The sequence below is a fragment of the Vreelandella halophila genome, assembly GCF_009856365.1.
In the GTDB taxonomy this organism is placed as follows: Bacteria; Pseudomonadota; Gammaproteobacteria; order Pseudomonadales; family Oleiphilaceae; genus Halospina; species Halospina utahensis_B.
In genome coordinates this window covers 116,295-137,309 of the sequence record NZ_WMEX01000007.1, presented here as the reverse complement: position 1 = coordinate 137,309, position 21,015 = coordinate 116,295, and the positions used below count along the sequence as shown (strand labels likewise).

16 protein-coding genes are annotated in these 21,015 nt (G+C 62.9%); 7 read left to right on the top strand and 9 right to left on the bottom strand.

Features of this window, described 5'->3' with window-relative positions; translation table 11 throughout:
* The first annotated feature begins 28 nt into the window (after positions 1 to 28).
* Positions 29 to 694, top strand: coding sequence for an SDR family oxidoreductase (locus GLW01_RS12940; RefSeq protein WP_151440376.1), 666 nt, complete (start codon positions 29 to 31; stop codon positions 692 to 694).
* Here the strand turns inward: GLW01_RS12940 and GLW01_RS12935 are convergent.
* From GLW01_RS12935 to GLW01_RS12925, 3 genes are all read right to left on the bottom strand, one after another.
* On the bottom strand, positions 683 to 994 hold the full coding sequence (locus tag GLW01_RS12935; RefSeq protein ID WP_151440377.1) for a hypothetical protein: 312 nt from the start codon (positions 992 to 994) through the stop codon (positions 683 to 685). The genes GLW01_RS12940 and GLW01_RS12935 overlap by 12 nt on opposite strands.
* A gap of 98 nt (positions 995 to 1,092) precedes the next feature.
* A complete protein-coding gene (locus GLW01_RS12930) occupies positions 1,093 to 1,872 on the bottom strand; it encodes a crotonase/enoyl-CoA hydratase family protein (protein ID WP_151440378.1) in 780 nt (259 codons plus the stop codon).
* Positions 1,873 to 1,970: 98 nt separating this feature from the next.
* Positions 1,971 to 3,773, bottom strand: coding sequence for an acyl-CoA dehydrogenase (locus tag GLW01_RS12925; RefSeq protein ID WP_160899292.1), 1,803 nt, complete (start codon positions 3,771 to 3,773; stop codon positions 1,971 to 1,973).
* Between the two features lie 114 nt (positions 3,774 to 3,887).
* On the opposite strand from GLW01_RS12925, the gene GLW01_RS12920 reads away from it, so the two are divergent.
* Together GLW01_RS12920 and GLW01_RS12915 are read left to right on the top strand one after the other, a co-directional pair.
* Positions 3,888 to 4,892: a GlxA family transcriptional regulator gene (locus GLW01_RS12920; protein ID WP_151440380.1), complete on the top strand. Its 1,005-nt coding sequence runs from the start codon at positions 3,888 to 3,890 to the stop codon at positions 4,890 to 4,892.
* A 122-nt stretch (positions 4,893 to 5,014) separates the two neighbouring features.
* Positions 5,015 to 7,354 carry a TonB-dependent receptor family protein gene (locus tag GLW01_RS12915; RefSeq protein WP_160899291.1) on the top strand — a complete coding sequence of 780 codons (2,340 nt, stop codon included), beginning with the start codon at positions 5,015 to 5,017 and terminating at the stop codon, positions 7,352 to 7,354.
* Between the two features lie 281 nt (positions 7,355 to 7,635).
* Here GLW01_RS12915 and GLW01_RS12910 read toward each other — a convergent pair whose 3' ends face one another.
* The 3 genes from GLW01_RS12910 to GLW01_RS12900 form a co-directional block, all read right to left on the bottom strand.
* Positions 7,636 to 9,690, bottom strand: a complete 2,055-nt coding sequence (locus GLW01_RS12910) for an NADPH-dependent 2,4-dienoyl-CoA reductase (protein ID WP_160899290.1) — start codon at positions 9,688 to 9,690, stop codon at positions 7,636 to 7,638.
* A gap of 67 nt (positions 9,691 to 9,757) precedes the next feature.
* The gene (locus GLW01_RS12905; protein ID WP_151440383.1) at positions 9,758 to 11,200 is read right to left on the bottom strand and encodes an HDOD domain-containing protein; all 1,443 of its coding nucleotides are present in this window, start codon (positions 11,198 to 11,200) and stop codon (positions 9,758 to 9,760) included.
* Between the two features lie 54 nt (positions 11,201 to 11,254).
* Positions 11,255 to 12,079 (bottom strand): hypothetical protein, encoded by an 825-nt coding sequence (locus GLW01_RS12900; protein ID WP_160899289.1) that lies wholly within the window; start codon positions 12,077 to 12,079, stop codon positions 11,255 to 11,257.
* 27 nt (positions 12,080 to 12,106) lie between these two features.
* On the opposite strand from GLW01_RS12900, the gene GLW01_RS12895 reads away from it, so the two are divergent.
* The 3 genes from GLW01_RS12895 to GLW01_RS12885 all read left to right on the top strand — a co-directional run bounded on the left by GLW01_RS12895 (position 12,107) and on the right by GLW01_RS12885 (position 16,107).
* Positions 12,107 to 12,658, top strand: a complete 552-nt coding sequence (locus GLW01_RS12895) for a PH domain-containing protein (RefSeq protein ID WP_160899288.1) — start codon at positions 12,107 to 12,109, stop codon at positions 12,656 to 12,658.
* A complete protein-coding gene (locus GLW01_RS12890) occupies positions 12,642 to 14,141 on the top strand; it encodes a PH domain-containing protein (protein WP_151440386.1) in 1,500 nt (499 codons plus the stop codon). Before GLW01_RS12895 ends, GLW01_RS12890 begins: the two co-directional genes overlap by 17 nt.
* A 67-nt stretch (positions 14,142 to 14,208) precedes the next feature.
* Positions 14,209 to 16,107 (top strand): hypothetical protein, encoded by a 1,899-nt coding sequence (locus GLW01_RS12885; protein WP_160899287.1) that lies wholly within the window; start codon positions 14,209 to 14,211, stop codon positions 16,105 to 16,107.
* Between the two features lie 11 nt (positions 16,108 to 16,118).
* Here the strand turns inward: GLW01_RS12885 and GLW01_RS12880 are convergent, their stop codons facing one another.
* Positions 16,119 to 17,360 carry a saccharopine dehydrogenase family protein gene (locus GLW01_RS12880; protein ID WP_151440470.1) on the bottom strand — a complete coding sequence of 414 codons (1,242 nt, stop codon included), beginning with the start codon at positions 17,358 to 17,360 and terminating at the stop codon, positions 16,119 to 16,121.
* A 130-nt stretch (positions 17,361 to 17,490) separates the two neighbouring features.
* Here GLW01_RS12880 and GLW01_RS12875 point away from each other — a divergent pair, with 130 nt between their 5' ends.
* On the top strand, positions 17,491 to 18,459 hold the full coding sequence (locus GLW01_RS12875; protein ID WP_160899286.1) for an alpha/beta fold hydrolase: 969 nt from the start codon (positions 17,491 to 17,493) through the stop codon (positions 18,457 to 18,459).
* Here GLW01_RS12875 and GLW01_RS12870 read toward each other — a convergent pair.
* Positions 18,456 to 20,222: a BamA/TamA family outer membrane protein gene (locus GLW01_RS12870; RefSeq protein WP_202405719.1), complete on the bottom strand. Its 1,767-nt coding sequence runs from the start codon at positions 20,220 to 20,222 to the stop codon at positions 18,456 to 18,458. The genes GLW01_RS12875 and GLW01_RS12870 overlap by 4 nt on opposite strands.
* Complete coding sequence (locus GLW01_RS12865; protein WP_151440389.1) at positions 20,170 to 20,943, bottom strand: crotonase/enoyl-CoA hydratase family protein; 774 nt, start codon at positions 20,941 to 20,943, stop codon at positions 20,170 to 20,172. The genes GLW01_RS12870 and GLW01_RS12865 overlap by 53 nt, the downstream gene beginning before the upstream one ends.
* Positions 20,944 to 21,015: the final 72 nt, after the last annotated feature.

Genomic DNA, 21,015 nt, shown 5'->3' with positions numbered 1-21,015 from the left:
GACCAGTTAAATCACGACAGGAGGACTCATGAGCCAACACGTGGTCATTACCGGTGCCAACCGTGGCATCGGACTCGAACTCGCCCGCCAGTGGCACGAACGCGGTGACCGGGTAACAGCGCTGTGCCGCGCAGCCTCGGATGAGTTGAAGTCCCTGGGCGTGAATATCATCGAAGGCGTGGATGTCACCGACGACATCAGCCTTGGCAAGGCGCGGCGCAATCTCGAGGGGGAAACCATCGATGTGCTCTACAACAACGCTGGCCTGATGACCGATGAGAACCTGGCGGATATGGACTGGGATCGGATCCAGACCCAGTTCGAGGTGAACACCCTGGGGCCGCTCAAGGTCACCACCGCACTGCTGGAGCTGATCCCCAAAAGCGGTAAAGTCGTCATGATGACATCCCGGATGGGATCAATCGCAGACAATGACTCAGGCGGGCGCTACGGTTACCGGATGACGAAGGCTGCACTCAATGCCGCCTCACAATCACTGGCAGTGGATCTGCAACCAAGAGGCATCAGTGTCGGCATTATGCATCCAGGCTACGTTCAGACGGCCATGACCGGCAATACCGGCCACATTACGCCCAGCGAGGCCGCAGAACGGCTGATCCAGCGGGTGGACGAACTGAACCAGGAAAACAGCGGGGTATTCCGGCACTCGGACGGGTCCGAGCTACCCTGGTGAATTGCTGCGGGAAAGCTTGCGACGACGGCGGTGGCTGACCTTGACGCCACTGCCCTCTTCCTGCTGCGGCTTGCCGGTGGCCTGCGCCACATGCGGGCCACCCTCTTCCGGCCAGGCCGCCTCAAAGGCCTGGTAGCCCTCACGGATCAGGCGTACCAGCTCCAGGGACTGCATACCATCCGGCACTCTGGAAGGGCTGCCTGAAAAATGCTTGGTCCGGGGGCGCCCCTCGAACGTCAGCTCCAGGCCACTGCTGTGGCGAGCTTTCTGGCTCTCCACGTCGATCTGCCAGTCGTCCATCGTATTCAATCTCTTGCAACGTTACATACGCTTAAGGTTGGCAGCATATCGGCGCTCAGACTGTGGATCAACCGGCAGAACGCCCACCCCGGGCCCGCTCAGGTCCCCTTGAAGACCGCCTCACGCCGCTCCAGAAAGGATTGGATGCCTTCCTGGACATCCTCACTCCGCATGACCGGAGCGAGATCCGGAAACAGTCGGGCCTTCGCCGCATCATGCCCCTCTGTGCGGGCGATACGCGAGGAACGCAGACTGCCCTGAACACCCAGGGGGGCCGCCCTGGCGACCTTTTCCGCCAGTTCACGGGCACGCTCAAACTGCTCTCCGGGCGCCACCAGCTCCTGCACCAGCCCCCACTCATGTGCCTGAGAGGCGCTCCACTCATCCCCGGTCAGCAGATAACGCTGGGCATTGGCCCATCCGATCTCCTCCTGGAGACGGATGGTCGCGCCACCGCAGGCGAAGATGCCGCGTTTGACTTCCAGCTGGCCATAGCGCGTATTGTCCGCCGCTACCCGGATGTCCGTGTTGAGCATCATCTCCACCCCGCAGGTGAAGCAGATCCCCTGGGTGGCATAGACCACGGGCTTGTCCATGGCCGGTCCCACGATTCCGAAGGGGTCCATCTCGCCCTCGTTCAGGGTCAGCCCCTCACCGTTGGCGAATACGCCCGCCCAGTCGTCCAGTTCCAGGCCCGAGGTGAAGTGATCCCCTTCGGCATAGACCAGCCCCACACGCAGTTCCGGCTCGCGGTTCAGCCGGCCGTAGGCGGCGGCGATGTCGTGGTACATCTGCCGGTTCATGGCATTCATCTTCTCCGGCCGGTTCAGGCCGATGAACAGGATGTGATCCTTCGCTTCAACATTTACCAGAGCCATAGTCCCATTTCCTGAATCTTGTTATTTCACCGCAGGAGCGCGCCCTGCGCGCGATGGATTGGATCGCTTGCAGCGCAAGCTCCTACCGCCCTTCGTGGTCAGAACCATTCATCGCGCATGGCATAGCAGGTGTCGTCCTGGTTCTGCAGCAGGACCAGGTCCTGGGCCACCGTGGGCAGCTCCCAGTGGAAGAAATACTGCGCGGCCTGCAGCTTCCCCTGGTAGAAGGCCTCATCAGCCGCCGAGACCTCACCAGCCAGGGCGGCACTGGCCGCATTGGCCTGACGCAGCCACATCCAGGCCACGCAGATGTGGCCGAAGAGCCGCAGGTAGACACTCGCATTGGCCAGCCCCTTCTCCGGGGGCTCCTGGGCCAGCGCCTGCCCCAGGGACTGGGTGACCTTGCCGGCCTGTTGCAGGGTTTCGCTCAGTGAATAGGCCCATTGCCGGCAGCGCTCGTCCGGCGCCTCCTGAAGGTCCGCCTGAATGGCTCCGAACAGCTGCTGGATGGCCTCGCCGTTGCCCTGCCAGACCTTGCGCCCCAGCAGATCCATCGCTTGGATACCGTTGGTGCCCTCGTGGATGGGGTTGAGGCGATTGTCCCGCCAGCACTGCTCCACCGGGTATTCGCGGGTGTAGCCGGCGCCACCGTAGACCTGGATGGCAAGATCATTGGCCTTCGGCCCGTACTCGGAAGGCCATGCCTTGATGACGGGCGTCAGAAGATCCAGCAGCTGACGCGCCTGATGGCGCTGAGCCTCGTCCGGGTGGGTATGGCTGTCGTCCATCAGCCGCGCGCCATAGAAGCACAGGGCCAGCGCCCCCTCCATCCAGGACTTCTGCGCCAGCAGCATGCGCCGCACGTCCGCATGCTGGATGATCGGTACCGGCTCGGTGGTCGGATCCTTCTCGGAAGGCGGCCTCCCCTGGCGACGATCACGGGCGTACTCAAGGCTGTGCTGGTATCCCCGGTAACCAATGGCGGCAGCCCCGAAACCGACACCCACACGGGCCTCGTTCATCATCTGGAACATGTACTTGAGGCCCTGATGGGGCTCGCCCACCAGATAGCCATGGCAGTCCGCATCGTCCCCGAAACTCAGCGCCGTGGAGGTGGTGCCCCGGTACCCGAGCTTGTGGATCAGCCCGGCCAGGCCCACGCCATTGCGCTCCCCGGGATTGCCGTCCGCATCCAGCCGGTACTTGGGCACGATGAACATCGAGATGCCCTTCACTCCCGGAGGCGCCCCATGGATGCGTGCCAGCACCAGGTTCACGATGTTGTCGCTGAGCTCATGCTCGCCCCCGGAGATGTAGATCTTGGCGCCCTTGATCAGATAATGCCCCTCGTCCGTGGGCTTGGCACTGGTGCGCAGATCCGCCAGGGAGGAACCGGCCTGGGGTTCGGTCAGCGCCATGGTGCCGGTGAATCGCCCTTCCAGCATGGGCTGCAGGAACCAGTCCTGCTGTTCCCGGGATCCGAAGGTGCGGATGACATTGGCCGCCGCCGTGGTCAGGAAGGGATAGCCCGCTGTGCTGGGATTGGCCGCCATGAAGAAGCCATTGCAGGCGGTCATGACCGTCTCTGGCAGCTGCATGCCGCCCAGATCGTAATCATAGCGCCCAGCAATGAAGCCGGCCTCGGCGTAGGCCTCCACTGCCGCCTTCACCTCCGGGCGCATGGTGACTTTGCCGTCCTCGAAACGGGGCTCTTCCCTGTCGGCCAGGCTGTTGTGGCTGGCGAACTGCTCCCGGGCGATACGCTCCGCCGTATCGAAAACCGCATCGAAGGTCTCCCGGCTGTGATCGCTGAAGCGCTCACGCTCATTCAGGGATTCGGTATCCAGCACTTCGTAGAGCTGGAACGCCAGATCGCGTCGGTCAAGCAGGGTATCGGCCATGGCGATGGGGTCTCCAGTGATTCATTCCATGCCCACACTGCCACAACCGACCATGGCCGCCTACTGTCATCAATGACACAATATTGGCGGATCCTGCCAGCCATGGATGCCAGAATGCCCCAACCCGAGCACTACCAGGTCACCATCATCGGCTTTGAGAAAGCCCTGGCCACCGCCATTACCGGCGTCATGGATCTGTTCCGGATGGCGGGCGTAACCTGGGCCCGTATCCACGATCAACAGCCGGAACCAAGGTTCAGCGTTACCCTCGCGACCGCTGACGGTGGCCCCTGCCACTGCGTCAATGGCGTCAGCCTGATGGCCGGCAGCCGCTGGGACACGGCACCACAGGCCGATCTGGTGATCATTCCCACCATCGGCGGCGACATTGACGGGACCCTGGATGCCAACCGGACGCTGCTTCCCCTCCTCCAGCGGTGGCACGACGAAGGCCGCGACCTGGCCAGCAACTGCACCGGCGCCTTCCTTTTGGGGGAGGCCGGCCTGCTGGACGGTCGCGAGGCCACCACTCACTGGGGCTACAGTGGCCTGTTCCGTGAACGCTACCCGGAAGTGGACCTGCGCCCCCACCGGCTGATCACCGCGGATGACAACGTCTTCTGCGCCGGCGGCGGCATGGCATGGCTGGACCTCGGCCTCTTCCTCGTGGAGCGCTACTGCGGCGTGGATACGGCCCGTGCCCTGGCCCGGGCCTTCGTGATGGACATGGGCCGGGAAAGCCAGGCCGCCTATGGCAGCATCCACGCGCGGCGCTACCACCAGGACGAGGCCATCAGCGCGGTACAGGACTGGCTTGCGGAACACCTCGCCGAGTCCATCCGCATTGACCAGCTGGCCGAGCACTTCCATATGACCCCGCGCACCTTCAAGCGCCGCTTCCGCAATGCCACCGGCGATACCCCCCTGCGCTACCTCCAGCAACTGCGCGTGGAAAAGGCCAAGAAACTGCTGGAACAGCCCCACCGGCGCCTGGCGGAAATCACCCGGGCCGTGGGTTACGAAGACACCAGCGCCTTTTCCCGGCTCTTCCATGCCCGTACCGGCATGACGCCGGGGGCCTACCGCAGCCGGTTCCTGCCTTCAACGCCCTCCGGATAACCTGAGGAAAATAAAAGATTGACACCGCGTTAAGCTTTAAATAATCTTTTGCGCACAATAATCGTTCTCATTACGTTTCTTTATCAACTTCAAGCTCAGTCCAGCGGAGAAGAAAGAAAACCATGCAGACAATCCACTCCCGACGCAGAACCCTCGCACTAGCCGTTGCCGCTGCACTCACAACCGGCGCCGCCCAGGCTCAGGAAGGCGGATCCCAGCAGGATTTCAGGCTGGATCAGCTGACCATCACCGGCGGACCGGAACGCATCAGCAATGTGCCCGGCTCGGCCCATGTAATCGATGAAGAAGCCCTCGACCGACACAACTACGGTGACCCCATCCGGGTGCTCAGGCAGATCCCGGGCGTGAACATGCGCCAGGAGGACGGTTTCGGTCTCTTCCCGAACATCGGCATGCGGGGCACGGCTACCGGCCGCAGCAGCAAGATCACGCTGATGGAGCACGGCATCCTGGCCGCTCCTGCTCCCTATGCAGCCCCTTCCGCCTACTACTTCCCGCCGGTTGGGCGCATGCACAATGTGGAGGTCCGCAAGGGCTCCAGCGCCATCCAGTACGGCCCCTACACCAATGGCGGCGCCCTCAACATGATCTCGACGCCGATCCCATCCGAGGAATTCAGTGGCCGCATCCAGTCCATGCTCGGCTCCGACGGCGGTGAGCGCCATCATGCCCACATTGGCGGCTCCGAGGGGCAGTGGGGCTGGATGATCGAGGGCTACACCGATGGTTCCGATGGCTTCCGCGACCTGGATACGCCGCGTGATGTGCAGGGCGAGCGCAGCGAGAACCTGAGCGAGCAGGACACCGGTTTTGAACGCCGCGAATTCGTGGGCAAGCTGCGCTGGCACTCCGCTCCGGGCACCGAGTACTACCAGCAGGTGGACCTGAAGGTTGGCATGGGCGAGCGCGACGCCAACGAAAGCTACATGGGCCAGACCCTTTCCGATTTCCGGAAGGATCCCTACCGCCGCTATGCCGCCTCGGCCCAGGATCGCTTCCACAGCGAGCGCGAGCAGTACAGCCTGACCCACTACATCGAATTCTCGGAGGATCTCGACCTGAGCACCACGCTCTACCGGAACAATTTTGAGCGGAACTGGTACAAGCTGGGCGGTGTTGCTGATTCAAGTGGTAGCCAGAGCTCCAATGGCCTGTCAGCAGTGGATGACACTGGTGAAAGCCATAGCAACATCATTGGAAATCCAGGCCAGTTCTCGGATCGACTGGCCTGGATCAAAGGAGAACCTTCCTCGGCCAATGCCTTCGGTGGTTCAAACGAGTTTGTCGGCCAGGTGGATGCCGGCAACCGCAAGTACTACAGCCAGGGCATCCAGACGGAACTCGGCTATCGCTTTGAAACCGGCGACATCAAGCACGACCTGGACGTGGGTCTACGCGTCCACGAGGACGAAATCGACCGGCATGAGTGGGACGATGAGTACGCCATGACGGAGACCGGCTCCATGGTGTTCACCGGCACCAGTGGCGGCCCGCGCACCGGCTCCAACCGCAAGACCGAGGCGGATGCCATTGCCGGCTACGTGCTCAACACCATGTCCTTCGGCCGCTGGCAGGTGATGCCGGGGGTGCGTTACGAGTCCATTGATCTTGAACGCACGGAGTTCGCTGATGTGGCGCGGAGCACCGTCAGCGGTGGCCGGGAGAACAGCTACGATGTGGTCACACCGGGCATCGGCGCCACCTACCAGGTCAGCGACGCACTGACATTGCTGGGGGGTGTGCACCGTGGTTTCTCCCCCGCTGGCTCCAAGCCGGATGCGGAAGAGGAAACCAGCATCAACTACGAGCTGGGCGCACGCTACAATCAGGGTGCCTTCTCCTCCGAGCTGATCGCATTCTACAACGACTACGACAACCTGTTGGCCGAATGCAGCCTCTCCTCCGGGTGTAACAGCCAGCAAGTCCAGAACGGTGAAACCTTCAATGGTGGTGAAGTCGAGATCCAGGGCCTGGAAGCAACAGCACTCTACGATCTGGGCGCGGATCAGCAGCTCGGCCTCAACCTGCCACTCAGCGTGACCTACACCTACACCGAGTCAGAGTTCACGAGCAACAACATTGACCGCGAATTCGCCTCCTGGGGCGATGCGCAGAAAGGCGATGAGCTGCCGGATATCCCCGAGCATCAGCTGACCGTCAGCGCTGGCATCGAGACCGGTCCCTGGTCCGGTGACGTGACCGGCAACTACGTCAGCGATGCCCGTTCCGAGGCCGGCAGCGGCGCTATCCCCGCGGACGAGACCATTGAATCCCGGTTCCTGGTGGATGTTTCCGGACGCTACGCCTTCACCGAACAGGTGAGCGGTATTGTGAGCGTCGAGAACGCCACGGATGAGGAATACATCTCATCCTGGAACCCGGCGGGTGCCCGCCCTGGCATGCCACGCACCTACTGGGCCGGTGTTGAAGTGAACTTCTGACATGCCCCCACGGACAGTGCGGACTGACAGAAATGCAACAGTGATGGAAAAAGGGCCCTCGGGCCCTTTTTTCATGGTGGACGAGGCGCGTCCCCTTTAAACCTCAGGGATGCGGTCACGCCTTTCTACATATTAATGGATTTTTGTTTGCATTTGAGATTGCTTATCATCTAATATGAAAACCATCGAAGCCAAGCTTCGATCTTGGGCAATCGACCCACCAGGGTCATGGCATGACAGGGACGTCACATCCTCGGGGGGCCTTCTGGCCCCCTTCTTCCTTACAGGGCAGCCGCCACCTCGGTCCCCTGCTGGAAGGCCCGCTTGGCATCAAGTTCCGTGGCGACATCCGCGCCGCCGATCCGATGGGTGATCACACCGCGACGGGTCAGCTCCTCCGACAGATCCCGATACGGCTCCTGCCCCGTGCACACCACCACATTGTCCACCGCCAGGACCCGGTCCTCATGACCGTCCTCCGTCTGGACACTGATGTGTAGCCCTTCGTCATCAATGCGCCGGTACTGTACGCCCGGAATCATCTCGACATTCCGGTTGCGCAGCTGAACCCGATGGACCCAGCCGGTGGTCTTGCCCAGCCCCTTGCCGGGCTTGGAGGTCTTACGCTGCAGCAGGTAGACCTCGCGCGGCGAGCGCTCCGGATGGGGTTCCGTCAGCGCGCCCGGCGACTCCCAGCTCGGGTCGACACCCCATTCGCGCTGCCAGTCAGCAACCGAGATCTGTTGCCCTTCGGGATGATGCTCGAAATCATGGGTCAGGAATTCACCCACGTCGAAGCCAATACCGCCTGCCCCGAGGATGGCCACGGACCGGCCCACGGGCTTATCACGGCGGAGGACATCGAGATAGCCCAACACCTTGGGGTGGTCGATTCCCTCAATCTCCGGGGTTCGTGGTTTCACGCCCGTGGCGATCACCACATCGTCAAAGCCCTCCTCAACCAGAGCATCCGCATCGGCACGGGTGTTGAGGCGGAGATCGATGGCCAGCAGTTCGATCTGGCGATTGTAATAACGCAGGGTTTCGGCGAACTCCTCCTTGCCGGGAATCCGCTTGGCATAGTTGAACTGACCGCCAATCACCGGATCCGCCTCGAACAGCGTCACCTGATGTCCCCGCCTTGCCGCTGTCGTGGCAGCGGCAAGCCCGGCCGGGCCGGCACCCACGACCGCCACACGATGGCTCACCGCGGCAAGGGTCGGATTGAGTTCGGTCTCACGCCCGGCGCGGGGATTAACCAGGCAGCTCGCCTTCTTCGCCTGGAAGACATGGTCAAGGCAGGCCTGGTTGCAGGCGATACAGGTATTGATCTCATCCGCGCGTTCCTGCTCGGCCTTGCGCACGAATTCCGAATCCGCCAGCAGCGGCCGGGCCATGGAAACCATGTCCGCATCACCACGTGCCAGCACGGTCTCGGCCGTGGCCGGGTCATTGATGCGATTGGTGGTCACGACCGGAATTTCGACCTCATTCCGGAACTTGGCTGTCACACCGGTAAAGGCAGCCCGGGGCACCGAGGTGACGATGGTCGGCACGCGTGCTTCATGCCAGCCGATCCCGGTATTGATCAGGGTGGCACCGGCCTGCTCGATCGCCTTCCCAAGCATCAGCACCTCGTCCCAGCTCTGGCCGCCTTCCACCAGGTCCGCCATGGAAAGCCGATAGATCAGGATGAACTCCGGCCCGACCGCTTCCCGGATCCGACGTACGATCTCGACCGGCAGCTGCATGCGATTCTCGAAAGGGCCACCCCACTTGTCCGTTCGCAGGTTGGTGCGCCCGCACAGGAACTGGTTGATGAAATAGCCCTCAGAGCCCATGACCTCGACGCCGTCATACCCGGCCTTCTGCGCGTACTGGGCGGCATCCACGAACGCCCGGATCTGGCGTTCCACACCCCGGGTGGAAAGCGCTCTCGGCTTGAAGGGATTAATAGGCGCCTGGATGGCGGACGCCGAAACGCTGAACGGGTGGTAGCTGTAACGCCCCGCGTGCAGCAGCTGCAGGCAGATCTTTCCACCGGCATCGTGAACCTCGCCCGTGACATGGCGGTGCAGGCGCGCCGTGGCCGGGTTGTTCATGGTGGAGGAAAAAGGCGCCAGCTGGCCGACCATGTTGGGGGCAAAGCCACCGGTTACCATCAACCCCACGCCGCCTTCAGCCCTTTCGGCAAAGTAACGCGCCATCTTGTGGAGATTCCAGAACCGGTCTTCCAGGCCCGTGTGCATGGAGCCCATCAGGACCCGGTTGCGCAGCTCGGTAAACCCAAGATCCAGGGGTTCAAGCAGGTTGGGATAGGCACTGTGACTGGTCATTTTCGACTCCGATGCCGGTGACTGACAGGGCGCAGAAGTCTAGCACAACACCGCATCGGGGCAGGAGTCAGCCCTTCTCGGAGAGGTTGTTCAGACAGAGCTGGGCCTGCTGCACAAAGTGGCTGAACGCCTGGAACTGTTCCTGGCCCGGGGGCTGGAACAGATCACTGTTATCCGAATAGAACAGGCCAACGACCCGTTCGCCCACCATCAGCGGACCGAACAGGCCGGCACGGCGCCCGATGTGGCGATCGAACCCTGGTCGATCCAGATTTTTCCAGGGCTTCTCCTGCGGCTTTTCCAGGTGAAACGACTCGCCCCGCAGTACTGCCCTGGTCAGTAACGCATCCCGATCGTTCATATCGATGATGAATTCATCCCGCCAGTGCGCTGTCCCCTCACCCAGAACCTTGCGAGTGACCAGGTGATTGCCCTTGGGATCGCGCATCAGCAGCACCACCCTCTGGAGCCCGATGGCACGGTGCATGCCTTCCACCACCGTCTGGAACACCAGGTTCAGGTCCGGGTTGTCGACCAACAGTTCCGACAGCTCCCGCAGGATCTGGAGCTGCAGCATGGGGTCACCGTGGGAGTCCAGCTGGCCTTCACCCTGAGCACCACTGTCATCCCGATCCGGCAGCAGAGCCGTGACCTGGGGCATACCGTAAGACACCGCCACCTCCGCCGCTTCGCGGGAGTTCTCCTGGATGCTTTCGAGTAACTCATCCTTGGGCTGCTTCAGTGATCGGGCCAGCTTGTCCACGACCTGATCCACTTCCCGATCCTGCCAGCCGCGCTCAGAGGCTTCCGCCAGTGTCAGTGAATAGCGCACCAGTGACGACGCCGCTGAGTTCGCGCGCCCCGACGAAACCACCTCGCTCACCAGTGGTCCGAGAGACCAGGTGCTCACAAGCCCCCGCGTGATGCTGGCAAAGCTTGCTCCGATAACCTCCTTCTGGGCTTCCACGGGATCCATCTGGTTCATCTTACGGTCCAGCTCATCGGCCTGGGGAATACGGCAGGCCCAGAACGCCAGCTCGCCGATATGGCTGAGCAGCGCGGCCACAAAGACCTCCTCCTTTTTCTCGCCACTGCGTGAAGGCAGGAGAGAGCGGGCCTGGACGGCCGCATGCAGCGACCGCGCCAGACAACGCAGCAGGTGAGTACGTGGATTGCGCGAGAGCAGTGCATCGATCACCAGGGACGAGATCGCCATGGCCCGCACCGCATCAAAACCGATCAGGGTGATGGCCCGGCTGACGGTGCTCACGCTCACCCGGGAGCGGTTGTAGAACACCGTGTTGGAAAGTCTCAGGACCTGAGAGGTCAGGTCCGCGTCCTTGAGGATGACATCCGCCAGCTGGTTGACGGTGGAGCTGTCGCTGTCCGTCAGCTTGCTGATCTCTCTCAGCGTTTCCGCCAGAACCGGCATTTCCACCTGGCTCAGGTACTGCACCCAGTTATTGGGCGACCCGCGGGTCGGGGGCTGTGTGGATTCCGTTTCGGCCATGACACCTCTCGCTACAGCCGTTTCATGAATGCCCGGTAATCAGTCCAGTATAGATCACCAGTGCAGTCGGACCAGCAGGAACGGCTGATCTCCCAGTGTCTGCCGTATCAGCCGGCCATTTTCCTCCCGGTAGCGCACACGGGTATCCAGGCTCATGCCAGCCCCGAGCTCCACGCCCATCCCCCGGTACAGGGAACTGAAGCGCCGGATCAGGGTCAGTTGCCACTCCTCAAGCCGGATCGTACTCTCAAGCCCGCGCTGGTCGTCCAGAGCTCCCCATTTTTCACCCTGGCGTGCCGCCTTCAGAGACCAGCGCCCGTGCGGGCTTCGCCACCGCACCATCCTCGGGAGGTCAAGCGTCACCTGCCCGTAACCCGCGGCAAAGCCACCACGCAGCGCCGGCACCCACTGGAAACGACCAAAGCGATGGTCCCCACGCACCCCGAGCGCCCAGCCTCCGCTGGCAGTCAGGTCACGCCAGAGCCCGAGACGCCCGACCCAGACATCGGAATGGGGTTCCTGATGCTTGAGCACATTGGAAGTCGCATGGATGCCTGCCCTGGCATAAAGCTTCCAGGCGCCGCGCTCTTGCCGGGTCTCCAGCGCCATACGGTGCAGGTGGCCATTGTGGGCGGGCTGGCCGGACCGGATCCGCAGTGGCTGGTAATCCCACACAAAACGCAGCCCATGCCGGTCTCCCACCTGCAGACCGCGAACCGAACGGCTGACGGGCTCCGCGGCCGTCGCGGGGCCCGGCGCGTCGTAATCCCGCCACTGCTGCCATTCCAGAGAACCGTAACCCCAGACTGCGGCCGGAAACATGAGGGTCAGCCCGGCAAGCGCTTGCAACAGTGGGCGCACGCCCCTGATACTCGTCACTCCCATATCCGGCTCCCCTGGATGCCCATGCAGACGTCTTTCTCCAACCATAGCCTGCTCCCCCAACAGCTGCCCAGCATTGAGGAAGCACAGTGGCAGCACCTGGCGCCGGACTATGCGCGCATGGTCCTGCTGAGCGGACTCGCATTCTGGCTGCCGGCCGGGGCCGCCGGGCTGGCGCTCAGCGCCCTGGGTGTCATCCCCCTCAGCGCCATGCTGGTGGCGGCCGCGTGGCTGGTACTGCTGATACCCACCCTGCTCAGCTATCCCGCCGCCAGGGTCAAGCGCTATGCCATCCGCGAGCAGGATGTCCTCTTCCATGAAGGCCTGTTCTGGAAAAGCACCACCGTTATCCCACGCAACCGCATCCAGCACATCCAGACCGAGAACGGCCCGCTGGAACGCTGGTTCGGGCTGGTCACTCTCAAGTGCTACGGCGCCGGTGGCCAGCAGGCGGACCTGGTGATTCCGGGACTGGAGGAGACCCTGGGGCAGCAGCTGCGCCAGTACCTGCTTAATCAGGCCGACGATACAGAGAACCCGGAGCACACCGGCGGGGACGATGACGTACAGCAGTGACTGGCACCGGGTCTCGCCCCTGGCCATCATCCATCACGGCCTGACCTTCCTGCGCCAGCTGGTGGGCAGCAATCCGGGCCCACTGCTGGGGCTGGTCGCGGGTACGGTGGCGTTCGCACGCGAATCCCCCCTGATGATCGCCACCACGGCCCTGACACTGGTCCTCCTCGGTGTGGCCATGGCGGTCATGGGCTGGCTCCGGTTCCTCTACCGTGTCCACGACGGCGCCCTCCAGGTGCAACAGGGTGTGTTCACCCGGCACAAGCTGACCCTGGCGTTCGAACGCATACAGAACGTGCGGCTCGAGCGCCCGGTCTACCTCAGGCCTTTCGGGCTCGCTCGGCTGACCATTGAATCCGCGGGCTCCGCCAGCGAAGAGGTGCACCTGCCCGGCATTCCCCTTGCTGAGGCGGAAGGCCTCCGGGATCGCGCCCTGCATGAAACGCCCTCCCGGCAGGCGCCGGAGGCAGAGGTCCCCGGTGCCGACTCTCCCGCCAGCCAGGAGCTGCTCAGACGCCGCCCCTCGGACCTGATCATCTACGGCATCAGCAGCCCGGCCATCCTGTGGGGCGGCGCCATTGCAGCCTCGCTGCTGGGCGCACTGACCCGGAACATGGGGGATGCCCGGAACCAGCAGGCCGAGCAGGCCATGAACACGTTGCTTGAGGCCATGCCGGGCTGGCTTCCGGATTTCCTGGTGCTGCCGCTGGCCATACTGCTGTTGCTGTTACTGATGGCCCTCGCCTCGATGACCATGGCACTGCTGCGCTATCAGGGCTACCAGCTGTTCCGGGAGGGCGAACGCTACCGTGTCACCTCCGGGCTGGTGACACGGCGTGAGCAGGGCATCCGCCACCAGCGCATCCAGCATCTGCATATGGCTCAGAGCTTTGTGGCCCGCCTGTTCCGGCGCCACCACCTCAGCTGCCATCCCATTGGCCCCTCACTGCCGGACCAGCCGGATGGTGGCGGTGGCGCTCTCATGGCCCCCTCCCTCACTCCCGTTGAGCAGGCCCGCATCATCGAAGCACTGTACCCGGGCCTGGACTGGGAAAACCTCCGCTTCCAGCAGGTGAGTGCCCGTTTCATGCTGCCACGGTTCGCGTTCTGGGGGCTGCTGGCAGTAATCACTGCTGTCTGGGTGGCGGTGAGTGACGTACCGGCCTGGACTCTGGCCCTCTTCCTGCCGGTACCCCCACTGATCCTGCTCAACTGGCGCCGCCAGGGCTGGTGCCTGCAGGGTGAACGGCTGATCCTGCGCGGCGGTCTTATCGGCTGCCACTACACCCTGTTCGACGCCTATCGGGTACAGACGCTGAGACTGTTCCAGAACCCGCTCCAGCGCCACGCAGGCCTGGCCAACCTGGGCATCAGGCTGGGCTCCGGAGGGTTCCGGATCCCCTTCATCCCCTGGGGGACTGGAGCCCGTCTCATGGACCATCTTCTCTGGCAGGTGGAAACCAGCCGCGCGCCCTGGCTGTAACACCCCACCATGAGCTGTAAGTGCTAGAATTTATGGAAAAGCACCTGCAGATACCGGGTCGGCCAACTTGTTCCAGCTTCTCAACCGCCAGGGTCTCGAGCACAACGACCGGGATGCCGAGGACGACAGTACCACCATCAATCTGGAACGGGTCGGGCGTACGCGCATTGAGGACCTGGTCTCAAGCACCCGCGAGGTCCCCTGGACCCTGACCCTTGCGCAACTCCTGTGGACTGCGGGACCGGTAACCTTCCTCGCATTGCAGGGGGGGTCGCTGCTGGGTTACGGCGAGCCGGTTGAACTCCGTACCTACCTGTTCTTTGCCATCTACGTGTTCATCGCCGCCATCATCGGCGTGGTCGCCCGCATCATGGCAACCACCATCCGTGGCCGGAAACAGGAGACCGTACGGACCAACATCACCCGCACACTGGATATGATCCCCGACCTGATCTTCACCGCCAGGGATCTGCACCTGGGCACCCTGACCAAGCCCGAGCGCCAGCGCGACGCCGCCTCGATTCTCCTGCGCAAACAGGATCTGGGGTCAAACACCATCTCCGTTGCGGTCTTTGACCTGACCAATGACAACACCCTTGCCACCATCGCGGAAGAAATCGAGGTCTTCCGGCGCGCCGGTATGTTCAGCCGCATCCGGGACCTCAACCTCCGGTATGAGGAACACATCGAAGCTGCACTGACGCAGCTCAAGGAATATTCGGGCGAGATCGCCGACCTGCTGCGCGAACGCCTCCAGGGTCACGCGCCCAACCAGGACGAGGGCGTGGCCCGTGGCGACCATTTCATCAGCCAGGTCTATGCCGCCGCGCATCAGGAGGACCTGTCCCTGATGACTCTGGAGGACGTCGAAGACATCCTGGGCCTGGCTTTCGAACTGCTCAGCGGACGTGAGATCACCCGCCTGACCCTCGACTACGAGGGCGACTGGCAGCTGGCCAGGGCTCTGGACGAGCTGGAACGCTGGCACAATGCCTATCGGCAGGTTAAGGCCTCGGCCGTGCTCTATCTGCGTGAGCTGGCCTATTTCCTGATTGAGACCCGTCTGACATCGCTGGACCACAGCATTCTGGAGGCCGATACCGACACCCTGTTGCAGGAAACCAGTAACGCGCTGACACGCCTGGTCGGGCGCCTGCGCTGGTCCGGCCGGGATGAACTCGAGACCAACCGCCGCGCCGTGCGCAATCTCCGCATGGCCCTGCGCTATGCCAAGCTCACCCGTCAGGCAGTGGGGCGCCTGCAGGACCGCTACGTGCGTTACGTCCGTGCCCTTGAGCGCTGGACACTGCTGCGCGAACGCCTGTTCGAGAACGAAAGCCTGGCACTGCCGGGTGAGGGACTGCGCATCCGCGAAAGCACCATCGCCCTCAATGACGAACAGAAACTGGAGTTCGCCGGCCAGTTCGTACGCTACCTGGACGACCATGGCATTGAACCGGGCAACATGGGGGTGCTGAGGCATGACTCGCCCATGTCACTCCAGCATGCCAAGCACCTGGCCATAAGGGTACTTCTGATCCTGCGGCCGCTGCTCGACCTGGACAACCCCAGTGTCCAGCGCGCACTGGAAAGCAGCCGTGGCGCCTTTCTGGAAGGACTGGAAATGAGCTTCAGTGCGGATGCCAAGGCGGGACTTGGTGCGGCCGTGGTCAAGGAACTTTCGGACAACCTGGGGCCAGCGGCCGAGCTGATTGCCCTGCGCCTGACCAAGCTCTACCGCATGCCCCTGTCACAGAACGTGCGTAATTTTCTGGTGGAGCACTTTGACGCCAATCCCGAACGGCTGCAGTTCATCTCGGACTCGGCACGGGATGACGAACAGGACGAAGCCCCCCCGATTCCCCATGCCCCCGCCATGGTCCACAACTATGAGGAATGGCGGGCGCCGATCGAGGCGGCGGAAGGGCTTCTCGGGCAGCTTCTGAGACAGGTGGAAAGCGGCTGATCAGCCCGCCCTCAGGCCTGATCCTCAAGCAGCTCGAAGGTCATGCCCGAGGCGTTCTGAAGCCGTTCCAGCAGCTGGCCGTCCAGCGCCGTGGCTGGAGTCCAGAAGCCACCCCCGACCTGCTCCCGGTCAACATCCCGGGCAAGGCAGACACCGGCCTGCCCCAGCATTTTCGAGGTCGCGCCATAGCCGGGATCACGATCCCCTGTCACCTTGCCGCGCAGGGTCTCGCCATCCTCGGTTTCGCCAAAGAACCTCAGGTCGAAGAAGCCTTTCTCCCGGGCTTCACGCGAGGGCCCCTGACCGGGCTTTGGCACCACGAAGCGCTCCAGCAGCCAGCGGGTCGGCGCAATGGAAGCCCCCAGCATGAAGCCCCCCATGAAACCGGTCATCCCCCAGCCGGTGGCGCGCCCCTTGAGGCCCCTGCCCACCAGCACGGCCTCGTCATAGTGGAAGTCACTGCCGTAGGCCTTGCCGGAAAGCGCATTGGAACGATGCACCACCCGGGTGTTGATCGCCGCCATCACGAAAGGCGCGGTCCAGGCCTGGAAATCCGGATCATACTCGGCTTTCTTCACGGTGTGCTGGCGCGCTGTGAAGCCATGGTTCGGCGGGCAGATGGAGTAGGGGTTGGCGAGCTCCCGGCGCAGTTCCGGATTGGAGGACGCCTCCTTCACCACATTCAGAAGACTGGCGACAGTACCGCCGGAAAGCTCTCCCTTGGCCGCCTTCACCCGCATACTCACCCGGGTCAGCGGCTTGCCGAAACGCGCCTGCGCCTGCTCCTGCATGAACCAGACCCCCATGTCCGAGGGAATGGAATCAAAGCCACAGCAATTGACGATGCGCGCTCCCGAGTTCCGGGCCGTGTCCTCATACTTCTGGATCATCTGGCGCAGCCACTGGACCTCGCCGGTCAGGTCACAGTAGTCAGTACCACTCTCGGCACAGATCCGGACCAGAGGCTCACCGTAGAGTGCATAGGGCCCGACGGTGGAGATGACCACACGCGTGCCGTCACACATGGACTGGAGTGCTGCCTCGTCCGAGGCATCCGCCACGATCACGGGCAGATCCACCGCCATGGAGCCCAGCTCCGAGCGCAGCGCTTCCAGCTTCTGCTCGGAACGTCCGGCGATCGCCCAGGTCAGATCCTCGCCCACACCAAACGTATGCAGCAGGTATTCAGCCAGGATGCGCCCCACAAAACTGGTGGCACCGAAGACAACAACGTCGTATCCGTTCTGGTTCATCATGGTTTCCCTCTGCGGTTCCACTAAAGCCGTTGAATGGCAACTGCCGTGATGATACGCACGCAGAACGCTGGATGACAGCTGGGGGAGCCGCTATTCTGGATCCTTTTTCAGGGAACGGGAGATCCAGATGGAAAAATGCGCCCTGCGTATCATCACCCTGCTGCTGTCCATGCTGCTGCTGGCAGGGTGTTCCAGCATGCAGCAATCCATCCACGATGCGGCCATCAACTACGAAACCAGCGCCGCCGGCCTTGAATCACAGGAGCTGACGTTCGAGTACGGCGAGCTCAGCATCCTGCGCACGCCGGAGCTGCGCGAAAACCGCCAGACCCTGATACTGGTTCACGGCTTCGGCGCCAACAAGGAAAACTGGCTGAAGCTGGCCCAACAGCTGGAGGGTGAGTACAACATTGTCGCCCCTGACCTCCCCGGCCATGGCGACAGCGTCCAGGATCCCGGACTTGCCTATGGTATTCCCCGCCAGGCGCAGCGACTGATGCAGCTTCTGGACCGCCTGGACATCGAGCATGCCCACCTGGCCGGCAACTCCATGGGAGGCGCCATCGTCGCCGTAGCCGCAGCGGAATACCCGGCTCGGGTTACCAGCCTTTCGCTTCTCAATAACGCAGGCATCCATGAACACCCGGCGGAACTGGACAGGCGCCTGGCCAGGGGAGAGAACCCGCTGGTTCTGAACGATCCGTCCGACTACGACGAACTGATGGCCTTCGCCATGAACGAGCCCCCTTTTATCCCCTGGCCGATAAGCTCCGTAATGGCCCGTGAAGCCTACCGCAACCGTGACATCAACCGGAAAATCTTCGAGGACATGGAGGCGGACCGGGAGATGGATTTCCGGGCCATTCTGGCGCGCATCCAGGCTCCAACACTGGTTCTCTGGGGCGCTGATGACCGCATCATTGATGCCGCCAACGCGCCCCTGGTGGCGGAAGCGATTCCGGACAGTCGCCTGGAGATCCTTGAGGGCATCGCGCATATGCCCATGATCGAGGCGCCCGGGAAAACCGCCGAACTGATGCGGGCGCTGATCAGCGGGACAGCCGATCGCATCGAGCATCAGGCCGGAACGAACTAGAACCGGGTACGCCCCCTTAACAGCACCTGCATCTGGTCGATGCTGTCGTCTCCATCCAGCGGGAATGCAAAGTCCAGGTGCAGCATCCGCTGCACCTCGATCCGGCTGGAGGCCAGTCGGAACCCGAATCCCACGTCCTTCAGGACACCATCGTCCGGGCCATTGTGACGCCCGTCATCAAACCATGCCCGCCCTACATCCGTGAACAACACACCGCCCATACGGAAGAGACTGAGCGGATGCCAATCCGGGAAATAACGCCGCTCCAGCGTCCAGAGCGCACGCCGGTTGCCCTGCTGGTACTCACTGGGGTAACCCCGCAGGCCATTGTCGCCACCGATCAGCAGCTGCTGGTCCGCGGTGAGGTTGCGTGCCGCCGTGAATGACAGATTGGTATACCAGCTGTTCCAGCGCACCGTTCCCCCATGGAAATAGTCCAGGCTGAACGTGCCCTGAAGGTTCTCGACACGGCTCTCATCCAGCCGATAGGTGCCACTCTGGCTGAGCGTATATCGGGCATAGCGGGTGTCGCTGGCCAGAAGGGCATCGCTGAACGACATATTCAGTACCACCCGATCCTCGGTGGCCCCCAGCCCGGGCGATGAATAGCCCAGCTCCGTGCGCCACACAAAACCATCGCGGACGTCCTCCACCCGCTGCAGCCGGGTCAGGTTCACCATCTCCCGGAAGCGATTCTGTCGGTAATCGAAACCAATCCACGGGTAGCTCAGGGTCCGGTCCTCCGGCAGTATATCCAGGGCCGGTTCATCCGGAAGACGCTCAAATGCGAAAGCTTCATAGCGATACCCCCCGAGCAGCCGCAGCTGGCGGTCGCCGCGTTCCGCCAGCCGCCAGCCCCAGTCCACACTGGCGTACTCACGACTGCGGCGGTAATCGGCGATGGCCTCTGCCCCCACAAAGCGCGACTCCTCCCGCACGTCGTCCACGCCCTGGAGCCCCACACGCCATCCCGACTGCTCACTATAGAAGGGGCGTTCCAGGTAGGCGCTGCGCCCACGCCCGTCACTGCGCTGGTCATAGGAGTAGCCGCTCTGCCAGTGGGAACCGAGCACGTTGGGATCATCGAAATCGAGGCTGGTTTCGGTGCGATCCGGATCACTGGTGTAGGAAACGCCCAGGCTCTTGCCGGAGCCCAGGAAATTGGGATCGGAGAGGCCGGCATTCGTCGTGTTCTCGCCCCCGGAACGGGACGCACCGAAACTGGGCAGCAGCGTCCAGGTATCCCGGGCCAGGACGCTTACCTCCACCTTATCGCCACAGACACGGGTGACGCCCACCCAGGCGGCCGTCAGGTATTCGCGCTGACGCAGGATCCGTTCGGATTCAGCAAGCAGGCCCGGCTCATAACTGTCGCCCTGGTCAAAGACCAGCTGAGCCCGCAGGGCCGACTTCCAGGTAGGGGTGTTGAGGGCATTCAAAGCCCGGTAAAGGGCATTGTCCTGCTCTGGCTCACTGGTATCGAAAATAGGGCGGCGAACGATGCGGATTCGGCCTACACGGCTCCCGTCCGGAATAACCAGGTCACTCTGCCGGGCCAGTTGATCACGCGGCTGATCAAGGTCAATGGCTTCGGGCTGGACACTGCTGGCTAGACAGTTGCCGTCGCCACCCGCCTGAGCCAGAGCCTGGACACTGACCAGGGCGGCGCCCAGACCGAAAAGGACGCGCTTCAGGAGGCGGATTCCACCTTCACTCCGCCCCACCATGACGCCCCTGGCCATCACGAAAACGGGCAGCGCCACTTACCGTCTCACCTGAGGACAGGGTGCGCTGTCCATGCGTGAATTCATTGGCAATCGCCTCCGTCTCGCACATTCCCCACTGTTCCAGAGCGCTGAGCCGGTCTTCCCGGAGACAGGTCCAGGGATGCCCCGCCAGTTGACGCGCGAGCTCCACGGCGCGCGCGATTGCCTGGCCCGTTGGCACCAGCCGGTTGACGAGCCCCATCCGCTGCCCCTCATCCGCCGCTACGTCCCTGCCGGTGAGGATCATGTCCATGGCATGACTCTGCCCAATCAATCGGGGAAGGCGCACTGTGCCACCATCAATCAACGGCACCCCAAAGCGGCGACAGAAAACGCCAAATACCGCAGTTTCATCCGCTACCCGGAGATCACACCAAGCGGCCAGCTCCAGGCCACCGGCCACACAGTAGCCACTCACCGCAGCAATGACGGGCTTGGTCAAACGCATGCGAGTAGGGCCCATGGGGCCATCGCCTTCGGGAGACAGGCGGTTACGGCCGTCGCCGCTGGCCACCGCCTTCAGGTCGGCCCCGGCGCAGAAATGCTCTCCAGCACCGGAGAGGACGGCCACCCTGGCCTGTTCGTCTTTTTCGAAGGCACGGAATGCGTCAGCCAGCGCATCCGCAGTGGGGCCATCCACAGCGTTCCGGACATGAGGACGTTCAATGCGGATCAGGTGGAGGGCTCCGTCCTTCTCAACGGTCACGGTTCGGGTCATGGGACGGAACTCCGGATGCTGAATTCAGTACGCAGGGTGTACCGCCCAACTATAGCGTCCGTTCCCGCAGGC